Raw genomic sequence first — 15,245 nt, 5'->3', positions numbered from 1 at the left:
CGCGGAAGTAGCCGCCGCGGGCCGGAAGCTTCCGTGTATTTGTGGCCCCCCGGGCCGTAAATATACGTTCCGGAACCCCCCACCCCGGAGGCCCCGTCACCCGCCCCCACACCGACCGGCCGCGCCCCGACCGGCCCGGCAGGGCACCCCGCACCCCGCACCCCGAACCCCGCCCCGCCAAGACCGTCAGCGCGGCCCGTACCGCCGCCCCGTCCGAGACGTGATCCCGCTCAACGCCCCCCGAGGCGCCAGCTTCGCCAGCCCCGCGAGCGCCTTGTACCGGGGATCCGGCACCGACAGCGTCCGCCCCCGCGCCAGATCCTTCATCGCCGCCGCCACCAGCCGGTCCGCGTCCAGCCACATCCAGCCCGGCACATTGCCGGTGTCCATCCCGGCCCGCTCGTGGAACTCGGTCCGCACGAACCCCGGGCAGAGCGCCATCAGCCGCACCCCCGAACCGGCCAGGTCCCGCGCCGCACCCTGGGTGAACTGCACGACCCAGGCCTTGCTCGCGCCGTACGTCCCGCGCGGTACGAACGCCGCCATCGAGGCCACGTTCACCACCCCGCCGCGCCCCCGCTCCCGCATCCCGGACACCGCCGCGGACGTCAGCCGGAGCACCGCCTCGCAGTGCACCTTGAGCATCGTCAGCTCGTCCGCCATGGAGACCTCGAGGAACGTCCCCTTGTTGCCGAAGCCGGCGTTGTTGACCAGCAGGTCCACCGGATGCCTGCGTTCGGCCAGCCGGGCCTCGACCGCCGCGATCCCGGCCTCCGTCGCGAGGTCCGCGACCAGGACGTCGGCCTCGATTCCGTGCCGGTCGTGGAGTTCGGTGGCCTGTTCGGCGAGCCGCCCGGCGTCCCGGGCGACCAGCACCAGGTTGTGCCCGTCGGCGGCGAGCCGCCGGGCGAAGGCCGCCCCGATACCCGCCGTGGCTCCTGTGATCAGTGCAGTCGTCATGCGCGAACGCTAGCGGCCGTCCTCCCGCCAGGCCATGCCCGGTGGCCCGCAGCGGATGCAGCCCCTCCGCCGGCGGCCCGCCCCCGCCCCACGCCCCCGCCCCACGACCCCACCGCAGTCCCGCCCCACGCCCCCGCCACAGGCCCCGCCCCCGCCCCCAAAGCCTCCCTTATGGTTGAGGGCATGATCGAGGCCCGCCATCTGAGAGTGCTCCGCGCCGTCGCGGCCACCGGCTCGTTCTCGGCCGCCGCCCGTGAGCTCGGCTGCACCCAGCCCGCCGTCAGCCAGCAGATGAAGGCCCTCGAACAGTCCGTCGGCACCCCGCTGCTGGTCCGCGCCGGCCGCGAGATGCGCCTCACCGAGGCCGGGGAGGCCCTGGTGCGGCACGCCGCCGGCATCCTCGCCGGGCTCGCCGCCGCGGAGGAGGAGGTCGCCGCGATCGCGGGGCTGCGCGCCGGACGGGTCCGGCTCGTCTCGTTCCCCAGCGGCAGTTCCACGCTCGTACCGACGGCGCTCGCCGAGATGCGCGCGGACCACCCCGCCACCCGGATCTCCCTGGTCGAGGCCGAGCCGCCGCGCTCGGTGGAGCTGCTGCGGGCCGGTGACTGCGAGATCGCACTGGCCTTCCGCTATCCGGAAGTGCGGGGCCGCTGTCCGGAAGTGCGGGGCGCCGACCCGGCCGCCGTCGCGGAGTGGGATGACCTGGTCGTCCGGCCGCTGCTCACGGACCGGCTGGTGGGGGTGGTGCCCGAGGGGCACCGGCTCGCCGCCGCGGAGCGGGCCGGCATCACGGAACTGGCCGACGAGCCCTGGATCGCGGGGTGCCCGCGCTGCCGCCGGCATCTGGTCGAGGTGTGCGAGGAGGCGGGCTTCTCGCCGCGGATCGACTACGCCACGGACGACTACCCGGCGGTGATCGGGCTGGTCGGGGCGGGGCTCGGGGTGGCGCTGCTGCCCGAGCTGGCCCTGGCGGGCCCGTCCGTCGGCGGTGGCTGGGGGGCCGCGCCGGCCAAGGGCGTCGCGACGGTGCGTGTGGAACCGGCCGTGCAGCGCGAAGTCGTGGCGCTCACGCTTCCCGATCTGGCCCGGGTTCCGGCGGTCGGGGCCATGCTCGACCGGCTGGCCCGCGCCGCGCTGCGCTGATCCGGTCGGCAGAATCCCCGGTCGGCGGCGTGCGAGCCGTGATGAATCGTTTCTTCAGTTCCCGTTCCCGCTGTCCTGTCAGTTGCTCGTGGTGGCGATGACCCGGTGCCGGGCCCGCCCCATCAGCTCCTCGCGCTCGTCCTCCGTCAGCCCGCCCCAGACTCCGTAGGGCTCACGGACCGCCAGCGCGTGCGCCGCGCACTCGGCACGTACCGGGCACCGCATGCAGACCTCTTTGGCCGAGGCCTCACGCGCACTCCGGGCCGCGCCGCGCTCGCCCTCGGGGTGGAAGAACAGCGAGCTGTCGACTCCGCGACAGGCGGCCAGGAGCTGCCAGTCCCACAGGTCGGCGTTGGGACCGGGAAGGCGGGAGAAATCTGCCATTGCTTATCCCCTCGGAGGTGTTCCGGTGCGGATACAGCCCGACCGTACATCCACTGTGTAAGTAGATGTAAATATGACTCATTGCGAATCTAGCGACAGACACCGGCAGATGTGAAGAAAAGCCGCCAAATAGGGCATAGTCCATCCGGAGGGCCCGGCCGCGCGGTGTGCTCGATGCGTGTCCGCGCCCTCACGTAGAGTGTTGAGAGCAGCCGACGTAGCCCGTAACTCTTTCGGGTGACCGTCGTTGAGAGTGCGGAGGCGGTTGACGACACAAGTACTCGGGCGCACGTCCGAGGCGGTCAATCGCTCAGGTGACGATTCGTACCAGCCTGGAGGCTCAAGGTGACGCGCATCAGCTGCGGAGGGCGGCCATGACATCCGTCCTCGTCTGCGACGACTCCCCGCTTGCCCGAGAGGCGCTCCGCCGCGCGGTTGCCACCGTGCCCGGCGTCGAGCGCGTGACGACGGCCGCCAACGGCGAGGAAGTCCTCCGCCGCTGGGGTGCCGACCGCTCGGACCTGATTCTGATGGACGTACGGATGCCCGGACTCGGCGGTGTCGAGACCGTGCGGCGGCTGCTGTCCGCCGACCCCGGCGCCCGGATCATCATGCTCACCGTCGCCGAGGACCTGGACGGTGTGGCGCTGGCGGTGGCGGCCGGTGCCCGCGGGTATCTGCACAAGGACGCCTCGCGGGCCGAGCTGCGGGCGACGGTGACCCAGGCGCTCGCGGACCCGACCTGGCGGCTCGCGCCGCGCCGGCTGCGGTCCGCCGAGATGGGCGCCGCGCCCACGCTGACGGCGCGGGAGATCCAGGTGCTGGAGGGGATGAGCCACGGCCGTTCCAACGCCGAGATCGGCCGCGAGCTCTTCCTCTCCGAGGACACGGTCAAGACGCACGCCCGGCGGCTCTTCAAGAAACTCGGCGCCTCGGACCGCGCGCACGCCGTCGCGCTCGGTTTCCGCTGGGGCCTGGTCCGCTAGGCCGGTCCCGTGTCCTGTCGGGCCGGCTCCGGGGTGCCCCGTGCCGCGGGCCGGGGGAGTTCTGTGGACGCCCCCGCCCCGCCCCACGGCTGCCCACCCTCCGGACGCACGGCCGTCCGTTCCGTGCGGAGCTCCGGGGCCCGGGAGGCACCGCGTGCCCGGCCCCGGAGCCGGGCGGCCGGCGGCTCCGTGCCGGGCCGCGGGCCGTCGCCGGGGTGGCGGATGTCACCGGGACGCGGCGGCCCGGGCGTGAGATGGCGAACAGTTCCAGAGCCGGTCGGGGCGGTCCGCCGCAGGAAAAGGGCGGCCCCCGCCGGCACCGCAGCGGGCGGGGTGAGTACGTTTCGCGCGCTCTGCCGCATCCTTGAAGCATGGAGTGTCTCGGGGACGGCTCGGCCGGGGGGAGGGCGCAGGACGTGACAACCGGCGCACCTGCTCATAACGCTTCGGTGCACAACTACGGACGCGGTGCCGAGGAGCATCCCGCGTCAAGGCACCATGGACCGATGCGCGAAGACGAGAACCGGGGCTCCCCCATGGCCTCAGGCCCTGGGGGCATCGCCGCGCTCGTCCATCGCGCGGTCGAGGGTGACGAGCGCGCCACCCACGATCTGCTGGCCCATGTGCACCCGCTCGCACTGCGCTACTGCCGGACCAGGCTGTCGCGGCTTCCGGGGGACGCCCGGCACTTCGTGGACGACCTGGCCCAGGAGGTCTGCCTGGCGGTGCTCTGCGCGCTGCCCCGCTACCGGGACACCGGCCGGCCGTTCGAGGCCTTCGTCTTCGCGATCGCCGCGCACAAGGTCGCGGATCTGCAGCGGGCGGCGATGCGCGGTCCGGGCAGCACGGCCGTGCCGTCCGACGAGATGCCCGAGCAGCCGGACGACTCGCTCGGGCCGGAGGAGCGGGCGCTGCTGAGCAGCGACGCGGAGTGGGCCAAGAAGCTGCTGGCGAATCTGCCGGAGAACCAGCGCGAGCTGGTCCTGCTGCGGGTCGCCGTCGGGCTGACGGCCGAGGAGACGGGCCAGATGCTCGGGATGTCGCCGGGAGCGGTCCGGGTGGCCCAGCACCGGGCCCTGAGCAGGCTCCGGGCGCTGGCCGAGCAGTAGCCTCCGACCACCCCCCGGCGGCCGTTAGCATGGGAGTCCGCGCTGGGCAAGAGCACTGGGGAAGGTGTCATGACTGACAACGTCGACGGAACGCCCGAGAAGTTCGCGATGCTCGGGCTGACATACGACGATGTGCTGCTGCTGCCGGGCGCGTCCGAGGTGCTCCCGAACGCGGTCGACACCTCGTCCCGGGTGTCCCGCAACGTCCGGGTCAACATCCCGCTGGTCTCGGCGGCGATGGACAAGGTCACCGAGGCCCGGATGGCCATCGCCATGGCCCGCCAGGGCGGCGTCGGTGTGCTGCACCGCAACCTCTCCATCGAGGACCAGGCCAACCAGGTCGACCTGGTGAAGCGCTCGGAGTCCGGGATGGTGACCGACCCGATCACCGTCCGGCCGGACGCCACCCTGCGCGAGGCGGACGCCCTCTGCGCCAAGTTCCGGATCAGCGGTGTGCCGGTGACCGACGCCGCGGGCAAGCTCCGCGGCATCGTCACCAACCGCGACATGGCGTTCGAGATGGACCGCAGCCGTCAGGTCCGCGAGGTCATGACGCCGATGCCGCTGGTCACCGGCAAGGTCGGGATCTCCGCCGAGGACGCGGTGGAGCTGCTCCGCCGCCACAAGATCGAGAAGCTTCCGCTGGTCGACGAGGCCGGCGTGCTCAAGGGCCTGATCACGGTCAAGGACTTCGTGAAGGCCGAGAAGTACCCGAACGCCGCCAAGGACGCCGAGGGCCGGCTGATCGTCGGCGCCGCGGTGGGCGTCGGCGACGAGGCGCTGGACCGGGCGCAGGCGCTGGTCGAGGCCGGGGCCGACTTCCTGGTCGTGGACAGCGCGCACGGCCACAGCCGCGGCATCCTCGACATGATCGCCAAGGTCAGGTCCAACGTCCCGGTGGACGTCATCGGCGGCAACGTCGCGACCCGGGACGGCGCCCAGGCGCTGATCGACGCGGGCGTGGACGGCGTGAAGGTCGGCGTCGGGCCCGGCTCGATCTGCACCACGCGGGTCGTCGCGGGCATCGGCGTGCCGCAGGTCACGGCGATCCACGAGGCCGCGCGGGCGTGCAACGCGGCCGGTGTCCCGCTGATCGGCGACGGCGGCCTGCAGTTCTCCGGTGACATCGCCAAGGCCATCGCGGCCGGCGCGGACACCGTGATGCTGGGCAGCCTGCTGGCCGGGTGCGAGGAGTCGCCGGGCGAGATGGTCTTCATCAACGGCAAGCAGTTCAAGTCCTACCGCGGCATGGGCTCGCTGGGCGCGATGCAGTCCCGTGGCCAGGCCGCCTCGTACTCCAAGGACCGCTACTTCCAGGACAACGTGCTCTCCGAGGACAAGCTCGTCCCCGAGGGCATCGAGGGCCAGGTGCCCTACCGCGGCCCGCTGGGCTCGGTGGCGCACCAGCTCATCGGTGGCCTGCGGGCGTCGATGGGCTACGTGGGCTCGGCGGACGTCGCGGAGCTCAAGGAGAAGGGCCGCTTCGTCCGGATCACCGCGGCGGGTCTCAAGGAGAGCCACCCGCACGACATCCAGATGACGACCGAGGCGCCGAACTACAGCCGGCGCTGACCGGAGCGCACTGCGGAGCCCGCGGGCAGAGGCCCGCGGGCTCCGGCATGCGCGTCGGGGATACTGGAACGGCAGAACCTTGAGGGAAGGGCCACACACGTGACTGAGATCGAGATCGGGCGCGGCAAGCGCGGCCGCCGGGCGTACGCGTTCGACGACATCGCCGTCGTCCCCAGCCGGCGCACCCGGGACCCGAAGGAGGTCTCGATCGCCTGGCAGATCGACGCCTACCGGTTCGAGCTGCCGTTCCTGGCCGCTCCGATGGACTCGGTCGTCTCGCCGCAGACCGCGATCCGCATCGGTGAGCTGGGCGGGCTGGGCGTGCTCAACCTCGAGGGGCTGTGGACCCGGTACGAGGACCCGGAGCCGCTGCTCGCCGAGATCGCCGAGCTGGACGAGCGGACCGCGACCCGCCGGCTCCAGGAGATCTACGCGGAGCCGATCAAGGAGGAGCTGATCGGGCAGCGCATCAAGGAGGTGCGCGACTCCGGTGTCGTCACCGCCGCCGCGCTCTCCCCGCAGCGCACCGCGCAGTTCTCCAAGGCCGTGGTGGACGCCGGGGTCGACATCTTCGTGATCCGCGGCACCACGGTCTCCGCGGAGCACGTCTCCGGCGCCGCCGAGCCGCTGAACCTGAAGCAGTTCATCTACGAGCTGGACGTGCCGGTGATCGTCGGCGGCTGCGCCACGTACACCGCGGCCCTGCACCTGATGCGGACCGGCGCGGCCGGTGTCCTCGTCGGCTTCGGCGGCGGCGCCGCCCACACCACGCGGAACACGCTGGGCATCCAGGTGCCGATGGCGACCGCGGTGGCCGACGTGGCCGCGGCGCGGCGGGACTACATGGACGAGTCCGGCGGCCGCTACGTGCACGTGATCGCCGACGGCGGCGTGGGCTGGAGCGGTGACCTGCCGAAGGCCATCGCGTGCGGCGCGGACGCGGTGATGATGGGTTCGCCGCTGGCCCGGGCGACCGACGCCCCCGGCCGCGGCCACCACTGGGGCATGGAGGCGGTGCACGAGGACGTGCCGCGGGGCAAGCGGATGAACCTCGGCGCGGTGGGCACCACCGAGGAGGTCCTGCTCGGTCCCTCGCACACCCCGGACGGCTCGATGAACTTCTTCGGCGCGCTGCGCCGGGCGATGGCCACGACCGGCTACTCGGAGCTCAAGGAGTTCCAGCGGGTCGAGGTGACGGTCGCACCGTCCCAGCACGACAACCGCTGAGCCGTCCACAACCGCTGAGCCGTACGGCGGGCGTTGAGCCGTACGGCAACCGCTGAGCTGTGCGGCGGGCGTTGAGCCGTACGGCAACCGCTGAGCTGTGCGGCGGGCGCTGAGCCGCCGGAGCGTCGGGCCGTGCCACCGGCCGTTGACCTGCGCGGCGGGCGCCGGGCCGTCCCGGCGCTCCGTACGGGACGCGTCCGAAAGCAGGGTGCGGGACGGGATGCCCGTCGGGTGATGTGCCGGAGCCCCCGGCCGCGATGCGATGCGGCCGGGGGCTCTCGTCCGTCCCGGGGGCTTGCCGTCCGCCCCGGTCAGGCGCCGAGCTTCTTCGCGGTGCTGAAGCCGGCGAAGCCCGCGAGCGCGAAGAAGAGCGCGTCGATGGGCTCCAGGCTCTTCTTCCAGGCCTGGGAGAGCAGGTCGAGGTGCTGGGTGAGCACGTCGACGACCGAGCCCTGGCCGATGTCGGAGATCACCAGGGCGAAGCCGAACAGCTGCCCGCAGTAGACGCCGACCAGGCCGAGCACCGCGCCCACGACGGGCAGCACCGGATGCCGTCCGCCGACCTTGCCCAGGACGGCGCCGACGAGGGCACCGACACCGACCGCGAGGTAGCCGATCTGGGTGCCGTCGAAGGCCTTGAAGATCCCGCCGTAGACGCCCGCGCCGATGAGCATGGCGGCCGCACCCGCGACGATCGCCAGGCCGGGGGTGCCCCGGCGCGCGGCCGGGGCCGGGGGCGGGAAGCCGCCGGGCATGCCGAAGGGCTGCTGCGGGGGCGGGTACCCGCCGGGCTGCGCCGGGCCGTACGGCTGTCCGGGCTGCTGCTGAGGCTGGTTCATCGTTCCCCCGTGAAGGTCCCTGTGGCACCGCTTCCGGAATCCGGGCAGAAATCGGACTGGCGTGCGGTTGCGTGGATTTCGGCCAGAACAGTAACAGGTGCTGACGGTCCGGCAAGGGGATTCCACGGTCCGTGACCGGGCCGGCGCCGCGGGACCGGCGGTAGCGCCGGTTCCGGGTGCCGTCAGGGCCGGCCGGGGGACGACCGGTGTTCCGCCACGCGCCGGGCGACCAGGAAGCCCTCCAGGGCGGCGACGGTGTAGAAGGCGATGTCGTTCCTGCTCAGGATCTCGTGCCGCCAGTAGGCGAGGGCCGGTCCGGCGTGCCCGGTCAGCGGATCGACGGCGGAGTACTCCGGCTCGACCGTGCCCACCTGCAGGGCCGCCGCCAGCAGTTGGGCGGCCGCGACCCCGGCCGTGGCCAGCGGGATGCCGCAGAGCGAAGCAGGCAGGGAGCGTCCGCCCGCGGTGCCGAGCGCCACGCCCACGAGCAGGCCGATCGCCAGGGCCCAGTAGCCGAGTTCGTGCCCGGTCCGGCCGAAGGAGCCCTGGGCGAAGCCCAGGACCAGGGCGGCGACCACCGCGGTCGCGGCGCCCATGGCCACCCCGGGGCCGGTGCGCCCGTCGAACGGCCCGCCGCCCGGGGCGCCGTGAGTGCTCAGGCTGCCGCGTGCAGCCGGGTGTCCGCCGGTCTCCGGGGCGCTGCTCCCGGGACTTCCGGACCGCTGCCGGACCGTCACCCCGACGTGCGCCGTCTTCTCGCGTCGCGCGGCATCGCTCACGGAGCGGCTGCGCGGCACCCGAAAGGGCGGCCGCCGGTGAGGTGTCCCTCGGTGGTGTCGTGGATTTCGCCCATCGTCAACTCTCCTGACCCGGCTCGGTGCGAGGCTACTGTCGAAACACGCCCTGGCAGCTGATTCCGGCCGCGGGCCGCGGGAATCACAGCCGGTGGGCCGCGCCCGCGGGTGTCGCGCCCCGGGTGTCCAGCAGCAGTTGGGCCTTGACCGCCAGCCCCTGGAGGTCGTACGTGCGGTGGTGCTGGAGCAGCAGCGTCAGATCGGCCTCGGCCGCGGCCTCGTACAGCGCGTCGGCCCGCGGCACCGGGCGGCCCGTCACCTGCCACTGCGGGACGTACGGGTCGTGATAGCTGAGCTGGGCGCCCATCTCCATCAGCCGGGAGCCGATCTCCCGGGCGGGCGAGCCCTCCTGGTCGCCTACGTCGGGCTTGTAGGTCACGCCGAGCAGCAGCACCCGGGCGCCGCGCGCCGACTTGCCGTGCTCGTTGAGCAGGGTCGCGCAGCGCTGGATCACATAGCGCGGCATCCGGCCGTTGACCTCCTGCGCCAGCTCCACCATCCGCAGCGGGTAGCCGAAGCTGCGGCCCCGGTACGACAGGTAGTTGGGGTCGATCGGGACGCCGTGGCCGCCGACCCCCGGCCCGGGGCGGAAGGCCTGGAAGCCGTACGGCTTGGTCTCGGCGCAGCGGACCACGTCCCACAGGTCCACCCCGATGTCGTGGCAGAAGACCGCCATCTCGTTCGCCAGGGCGATGTTGACGTGCCGGTAGTTGGTCTCCAGGAGCTTGACCGTCTCGGCCTCGCGGGGGCCGCGCGCCCGGACGACGCGGTCGGTGAACCGGCCGTAGCTCGCCGCCGCGGCCTCGGTGCACGCGGGCGTGAGGCCGCCGATGACCTTGGGCACTCCGGCGTGGCCGTGGACGCGGTTGCCCGGGTCGAGACGGCTGGGGGAGTACGCGAGGTGGAAGTCCCGCCCGGCGCGCAGACCGGAGCCCTCCTCCAGGATCGGCCGGAGGAATTCCTCGGTGGTGCCCGGGTAGGCGGTGGACTCCAGCACCACGGTCGCGTGCGGACGCAGCCGCGCGGCCAGCGTGCGGGCGGCCTCGGCCAGCGCGGACAGGTCCAGTGCCCGGTCCTCGCCGAGCGGGGTCGGCACGCAGATCGCGGCCGTGCGGACGCGGCCCAGCTCCGCCGGGTCGGTGGTGGCCCGGAAGCCGCCGGAGAGCATCCGGCGCAGTTCGGCGGCGGTGAGCGAACCGTCCACCGGGGGGCGGCCCGCCCGCAGCTCGGCGACGGTGCGGACGTCGGTGTCGTAGCCGATGGTGGGAATACCCGCGGCGGTGGCGGCCTGGGCGAGGGGGAGACCGAGATGACCGAGTCCGATGACGGCGAGGTCTGCGGGCATGGCTGCGGGCCGTCCTTCCCGAGACGAGGCTCCGTGGCTGGTTGTGCCTGATGCGCTGTATGTAAGGCTAAGCACACATATGACTGATATTGAGGATTGGCTGATGGTGGAGACCCCGGTGTTGCCGCCACGGGCGCAGGATGGCCCGGGGTGCGCAGGCACCGGGAACCGGTCGGCGACGGCAGCGGCGACCCGGATCAGGACGGGAGGCAGCGGTGAGGACAGCGACACTGGGACCGGCCGAGCGCAGTGAGGCACTCGCCCGGATGGCGGAGCGGGAGCTGGACATTCTCGTGGTCGGCGCGGGTGTGGTCGGCGCGGGCACCGCGCTGGACGCGGCGACCCGCGGACTGGCGACCGGGCTGGTCGAGGCGCGGGACTGGGCGGCCGGCACCTCCAGCCGGTCGAGCAAGCTCATCCACGGCGGGCTGCGCTATCTGGAGATGCTCGACTTCGCCCTGGTCCGGGAGGCGCTGAAGGAGCGCGGGCTGCTGCTGGAGCGGCTGGCGCCGCACCTGGTGAAGCCGGTGCCGTTCCTGTATCCGCTGGCCCACCGGGCGTGGGAGCGCGTCTACGCCGGCTCGGGCGTCGCCCTCTACGACGCCATGTCGCTCTCCTCCGGCCACGGCCGCGGCCTGCCCACGCACCGGCACCTGACCCGCACGCACGCGCTGCGGGTGGCGCCCTGCCTGAAGAAGGACGCCCTCGTCGGCGCCCTCCAGTACTACGACGCCCAGATGGACGACGCGCGCTATGTGGCGACGCTGGTGCGCACCGCCTCCGCCTACGGCGCCGAGGTGGCCAACCGGGCCCGGGTCATCGGCTTCCTGCGCGAGGGCGAGCGGGTGGTCGGGGCGCGGGTGCGGGACGTCGAGGGCGGCGGCGAGTACGAGGTCCGGGCCAAGCAGGTGGTGAACGCCACCGGGGTCTGGACGGACGAGACCCAGCGGCTGATCGGCGAACGGGGGATGTTCCACGTCCGGGCGAGCAAGGGCATCCATCTGGTGGTGCCGAAGGACCGGATCCACTCCACGTCCGGGCTGATCCTGCGCACCGAGAAGAGCGTGCTCTTCGTGATCCCGTGGGGTCGGCACTGGATCATCGGCACCACGGACACCGACTGGGACCTGGACAAGGCCCACCCGGCCGCCTCCAGTGCCGACATCGACTATCTGCTGGAGCACGTCAACTCGGTGCTGGCGGTCCCGCTGACCCGGGACGACGTCGAGGGCGTCTACGCCGGGCTGCGCCCGCTGCTGGCCGGTGAGTCGGAGGCCACCAGCAAGCTGTCCCGGGAGCACACGGTGGCCCACCCGGCGCCGGGCCTCGTCGTCGTCGCGGGCGGTAAGTACACGACGTACCGGGTGATGGCCAAGGATGCCGTGGACGAGGCGGTGCACGGTCTGGACCAGCGGGTCGCGGACTGTGTCACCGAGGACGTCCCGCTGGTCGGCGCGGAGGGCTACCGGGCGCTGTGGAACGCCCGGGCGCGGATCGCGGCGGGCTCCGGGCTGCACGTGGCGCGCATCGAGCACCTGCTGAACCGTTACGGCTCGCTGACCGAGGAGGTGCTGGAGCTCGTCCGGCGGGACCCGGCCCTGGGCGAGCCGCTCGCCGCGGCCGACGACTATCTGCGCGCCGAGATCGTCTACGCCGCCTCGCACGAGGGCGCCCGGCACCTGGACGACGTGCTGACCCGCAGGACCCGGATCTCCATCGAGACCTTCGACCGGGGCGCCCGCAGTGCCCGGGAGGCGGCGGAGCTGATGGCGCCGGTGCTCGGCTGGGACGGGAACCAGGTCGAGAAGGAGGTCGAGCACTACGAGAAGCGGGTGGAGGCGGAGCGGGAGTCGCAGCGTCAGCCGGACGACCAGACGGCCGACGCCGCCCGGCTCGGGGCGCGGGACATCGTTCCGCTCTGAACCGGCGGGCGGCGGGGGCCGGTCCGGGGCCCGTGGCGCCCGGGCCGGCGCGCCCCGGGGCCCGGACGGGCGGAGCGGCGGCTCCCGGAGAGCCGGACGGGGGGACGGCCTGCGCGGCGGCACCGCCCGGGACCGTTTCCCGCGCCGGCTGCGCTCCTCGGCAGCGCCGGTCCTCACGACGGGCGGGTTCCGGGACCGTCCGGGCCGTTCAGCCGGGGCCGTCCGGGCCGTTCAGCCGGGGCCGTCCGGGCCGTTCAGTAGCCGTCCTCGTTCAGGACGGTGACGCCGGCGGTGAAGTACTCCCAGACCTCCCCGCTGCGGCTGCCCGGGTCGAGGGTGTCCGGTGCTAGCGCGTCCAGCTCCGCGAAGAAGTCCTCCGCCGCGTCCTCACCGGGGCGCGGATGCCAGCAGGCCTCCATGTAGCGGCGCACACCTTCCAGCACGCGGGTGAAGTGGTCCAGGTCGGGGGAGAGCCGGACGCACTCGCCCTCGGTGACGATGTGGACGCCGCCCTCGTGGCGGTGCAGATACAGCTCGCCGTGCTCGCTGGAGCCGAGGAGCAGCAGATCGGCGGCCTCGACGCCGGCCGGCAGCGCCACCCCGGTCAGCTCCGCATCACTCGGCGGCGTCATCCTCGCCGCCGGGAAGGGCTCGAAGGTCGTCCAGGCGCACGCCCACCACGACGGCAGCCCGACATCGCGCAAATGCGCCCGGCTGCCGGGGTGTTCCAGGGCGTCCGGCAGCTCGTGGCCAGGCGTGCGGACGACGTCGACGGGGGCGAACGCCGCGTCGACACGGTCGGCGGTGAGCGGGCCGGCGGGGGCGGGGCGGGACGGCACGCGCCCCGGCGTGCCCGCCAGCGCGGAGGTGTGGTCGAGGCCGCCCCGCGGCCAGTCGCGCAGCACGTCCGGGTCGGTGTCCAGGAGCGCGAGGCCGCAGGTGTCCGCGACCAGATACCGGGTGCGGCCGTCCGGGGCGACGAGCGGCGTGGCGTGCGCCCAGCTCTCGGGCGCGTACAGGGCCGAGTCCTTCAGCCCGGGAACCGCGTCGTGGCGGGAGGGCAGGGGAGCGGTGGCCTCCTCCGGCGGGGCCGGTACCGGCGAACCGGTCTCCAGGTCGAGCCAGGTGTCCTCCCAGGCCGCCTTCACGCGCAGCAGCTCACGGCCGTTGTGGTGCTGCAGTCCGAGGGCCTCCGGGTAGGTCAGGTTCGGGTGGGCGGAGTAGGTCCGCACCGGGCGCCACCACGCCCATACCGTTCGCCAGGGCATCCCCGGTTCGGCTGCCGCGATCCGCTCGGCGTATGCCTCGTGACCGAGCATCGTCGCGGCGAAGTGGAGCCAGGCCGCGAATTCGGCGCGCGGTACCTCCGCGCTGCCGAATACCGCCTCGGCCTGCCGGAACACCTCGCCCCCCGGGTGGTGTCCGGGCGGTCGGCGCTCGATGTGCTCCCGTACCGCTGCCCGCCCGGCGGCCAGGAGCCGCTCGGGGGCGTCCGCCCATGCGTCCGTCTCGCTGATCATGGCTTCATCCTGGCAGCGAGGTGCGACACGCCGGCGGGCCGGGCGGGCGAGACGGTGCGCCGCGCCGGGCCGCGCTCCGGCGCGCGGCGGCTCAGGAGCGCGGCGCCGGGCTCCTGTGGCAGAACTCCGCCGCGAGGAGCCGGGGTTCCGCCTGCCGGTCGCGGATCACGTCGCTGTTGACGCGGTAGCCGAACACCCGGCGGCCGTCCGCGGTGCCGACGACCAGGACGTAGGAGCCGTTGATGACGCCGTTGTGCCCCCAGAGCGTCCGCCCGCAGGGCAGCCGCACCGGGAACAGGCCCAGCCCGTACTCCCCGTGGGTCCCCGAGGTGTCCCGCATCCGCTCCAGCTGAGCCGCGGGCAGCAGCCGGCCGCTCAGCAGCGCCTGGAGGAAGCGGCCCAGGTCGTCAAGGGTGGAGACCATCTCCCCGGCGGCCCCGGCGCTGGAGGGGTCCAGCGCGGTGACGTCCACGCGCGCCCGGCGCTGGCCGCCGGGGCCGGACGGCCTGGTGGAGTACCCCCGGCCGTGCGGCGCGGGCAGGCCTTCCCGGGTGCCCGGGAAGGAGGTGCCGGACAGCCGCAGCGGACGGAGGATCCGGCGCCGGATCTCCACCGGGTACGGGTGGCCGGTGACCTGTCGGACGATCAGGCCCAGCAGGATGTAGTCGGTGTTCGAGTAGCGGTAGCCGGTGCCCGGCCGGAACCGGGGCGGATGGCGCAGCGCCACCCGGATCAGCTGCCGGGGCGTGCGGGAGCCCGCCCGGTGCACGGGGAGCCCCCTGCCGAAGGACTGTTCCCGCAGCTCGCGGTCGCCGGTGTAGTCGAAGAGTCCGCTGGTGTGGTCGAGGAGTTGGCGGACCGTGATCCGGCGGCCGTCGTTGCCGTTGCCCCGCACCAGGCCCGGCAGGTGCCGCTCCACGGTGTCGTCGAGGCGCAGCCGGTGCTCCGCGACGAGTTGCAGCGTCACCGTGGCCACGAAGGTCTTGGTGACGCTCCCGGCCCGGAACCGGTCCTCGGGCCGGATCCGCCGCTTGCTGCGCACATCGGCCACCCCGGCCGTGCCGAACCAGGTGCGGTGCCCGTCCCTCGCCAGGGCCGCCGCGCCCGGTGCGTCACCCTCGGTCACCAGCCCCCGGACGGCGGCGGACACGCCCGGCCGCGCGGGGGCGGCGGCGGGGCGCTCCTGCGGGGCGCAGCCGCCCGCCAGCAGCGCGGCCAGCACGGCCGCCACCACGGAGGTGCGGGCGGTGCGCTGGGCCATGCCGGGCCTTTCGTCGGGTGGGTCCATCATGACCCGCTCCTCCCGGTGGGACGGCGCCAGGGTGCCCGCCCAGGCGGACCCGGGCCTTCCCCACGCCCGCGCATGAGGGAGAATGAGGGCTCT

General features: G+C 73.7%; 13 protein-coding genes. 6 read left to right on the top strand and 7 right to left on the bottom strand.

The features are described from left to right. Positions 1 to 186 precede the first annotated feature (186 nt). On the bottom strand, positions 187 to 960 hold the full coding sequence (locus ABT112_RS18285; RefSeq protein ID WP_351510753.1) for an SDR family NAD(P)-dependent oxidoreductase: 774 nt from the start codon (positions 958 to 960) through the stop codon (positions 187 to 189). A 183-nt stretch (positions 961 to 1,143) separates the two neighbouring features. Between ABT112_RS18285 and ABT112_RS18280 the strand changes: the two genes are divergently transcribed. After that, entirely contained in the window at positions 1,144 to 2,103 is a 960-nt protein-coding gene (locus ABT112_RS18280) for a LysR family transcriptional regulator (protein WP_351510751.1), read from the top strand. Positions 2,104 to 2,181: 78 nt separating this feature from the next. Here the strand turns inward: ABT112_RS18280 and ABT112_RS18275 are convergent, their stop codons facing one another. Next, on the bottom strand, positions 2,182 to 2,487 hold the full coding sequence (locus tag ABT112_RS18275; RefSeq protein ID WP_351510749.1) for a WhiB family transcriptional regulator: 306 nt from the start codon (positions 2,485 to 2,487) through the stop codon (positions 2,182 to 2,184). Between the two features lie 374 nt (positions 2,488 to 2,861). Here ABT112_RS18275 and ABT112_RS18270 point away from each other — a divergent pair, with 374 nt between their 5' ends. From ABT112_RS18270 to ABT112_RS18255, 4 genes are all read left to right on the top strand, one after another. Then, on the top strand, positions 2,862 to 3,473 hold the full coding sequence (locus tag ABT112_RS18270) for a response regulator transcription factor (protein WP_003948568.1): 612 nt from the start codon (positions 2,862 to 2,864) through the stop codon (positions 3,471 to 3,473). 506 nt (positions 3,474 to 3,979) lie between these two features. Continuing rightward, complete coding sequence (locus ABT112_RS18265; RefSeq protein WP_351510747.1) at positions 3,980 to 4,582, top strand: sigma-70 family RNA polymerase sigma factor; 603 nt, start codon at positions 3,980 to 3,982, stop codon at positions 4,580 to 4,582. A 69-nt stretch (positions 4,583 to 4,651) separates the two neighbouring features. Then, a complete protein-coding gene (gene guaB / locus ABT112_RS18260) occupies positions 4,652 to 6,154 on the top strand; it encodes an IMP dehydrogenase (protein ID WP_351510745.1) in 1,503 nt (500 codons plus the stop codon). A 99-nt stretch (positions 6,155 to 6,253) separates the two neighbouring features. Next, entirely contained in the window at positions 6,254 to 7,381 is a 1,128-nt protein-coding gene (locus ABT112_RS18255; protein WP_351510743.1) for a GuaB3 family IMP dehydrogenase-related protein, read from the top strand. Positions 7,382 to 7,692: 311 nt separating this feature from the next. Here the strand turns inward: ABT112_RS18255 and ABT112_RS18250 are convergent, their stop codons facing one another. The 3 genes from ABT112_RS18250 to ABT112_RS18240 form a co-directional block, all read right to left on the bottom strand. After that, positions 7,693 to 8,220, bottom strand: a complete 528-nt coding sequence (locus ABT112_RS18250; RefSeq protein WP_351510742.1) for a hypothetical protein — start codon at positions 8,218 to 8,220, stop codon at positions 7,693 to 7,695. Between the two features lie 182 nt (positions 8,221 to 8,402). Further along, positions 8,403 to 8,999: a hypothetical protein gene (locus ABT112_RS18245; protein WP_351510740.1), complete on the bottom strand. Its 597-nt coding sequence runs from the start codon at positions 8,997 to 8,999 to the stop codon at positions 8,403 to 8,405. Positions 9,000 to 9,156: 157 nt separating this feature from the next. Then, complete coding sequence (locus ABT112_RS18240; RefSeq protein WP_351510738.1) at positions 9,157 to 10,419, bottom strand: nucleotide sugar dehydrogenase; 1,263 nt, start codon at positions 10,417 to 10,419, stop codon at positions 9,157 to 9,159. Between the two features lie 215 nt (positions 10,420 to 10,634). Here ABT112_RS18240 and ABT112_RS18235 point away from each other — a divergent pair, with 215 nt between their 5' ends. Continuing rightward, positions 10,635 to 12,341, top strand: coding sequence for a glycerol-3-phosphate dehydrogenase/oxidase (locus ABT112_RS18235; protein WP_351510735.1), 1,707 nt, complete (start codon positions 10,635 to 10,637; stop codon positions 12,339 to 12,341). 254 nt (positions 12,342 to 12,595) lie between these two features. On the opposite strand, the gene ABT112_RS18230 is transcribed toward ABT112_RS18235, so the two are convergent. Together ABT112_RS18230 and ABT112_RS18225 are read right to left on the bottom strand one after the other, a co-directional pair. Next, positions 12,596 to 13,861: an SUKH-4 family immunity protein gene (locus ABT112_RS18230; RefSeq protein ID WP_351510733.1), complete on the bottom strand. Its 1,266-nt coding sequence runs from the start codon at positions 13,859 to 13,861 to the stop codon at positions 12,596 to 12,598. 91 nt (positions 13,862 to 13,952) lie between these two features. Then, a complete protein-coding gene (locus ABT112_RS18225; RefSeq protein ID WP_351510731.1) occupies positions 13,953 to 15,152 on the bottom strand; it encodes a serine hydrolase domain-containing protein in 1,200 nt (399 codons plus the stop codon). Between the last annotated feature and the right edge of the window lie 93 nt (positions 15,153 to 15,245).

The organism is Streptomyces sp. NPDC002055, assembly GCF_040296705.1.
GTDB lineage: Bacteria > Actinomycetota > Actinomycetes > Streptomycetales > Streptomycetaceae > Streptomyces.
This window is presented reverse-complemented; position numbering and strand designations above follow the sequence as displayed.

What these genes read in the sequence shown, in the direction of transcription:
- ABT112_RS18250 (WP_351510742.1), bottom strand. Translation starts at nt 8,220, where the DNA reads ATGAACCAGCCTCAGCAGCAGCCCGGACAGCCGTACGGCCCGGCGCAG.
- ABT112_RS18270 (WP_003948568.1), top strand. Translation starts at nt 2,862, where the DNA reads ATGACATCCGTCCTCGTCTGCGACGACTCCCCGCTTGCCCGAGAGGCG.
- ABT112_RS18285 (WP_351510753.1), bottom strand. Translation starts at nt 960, where the DNA reads ATGACGACTGCACTGATCACAGGAGCCACGGCGGGTATCGGGGCGGCC.
- ABT112_RS18280 (WP_351510751.1), top strand. Translation starts at nt 1,144, where the DNA reads ATGATCGAGGCCCGCCATCTGAGAGTGCTCCGCGCCGTCGCGGCCACC.
- ABT112_RS18265 (WP_351510747.1), top strand. Translation starts at nt 3,980, where the DNA reads ATGCGCGAAGACGAGAACCGGGGCTCCCCCATGGCCTCAGGCCCTGGG.
- ABT112_RS18225 (WP_351510731.1), bottom strand. Translation starts at nt 15,152, where the DNA reads ATGATGGACCCACCCGACGAAAGGCCCGGCATGGCCCAGCGCACCGCC.
- ABT112_RS18230 (WP_351510733.1), bottom strand. Translation starts at nt 13,861, where the DNA reads ATGATCAGCGAGACGGACGCATGGGCGGACGCCCCCGAGCGGCTCCTG.
- guaB (WP_351510745.1), top strand. Translation starts at nt 4,652, where the DNA reads ATGACTGACAACGTCGACGGAACGCCCGAGAAGTTCGCGATGCTCGGG.
- ABT112_RS18240 (WP_351510738.1), bottom strand. Translation starts at nt 10,419, where the DNA reads ATGCCCGCAGACCTCGCCGTCATCGGACTCGGTCATCTCGGTCTCCCC.
- ABT112_RS18275 (WP_351510749.1), bottom strand. Translation starts at nt 2,487, where the DNA reads ATGGCAGATTTCTCCCGCCTTCCCGGTCCCAACGCCGACCTGTGGGAC.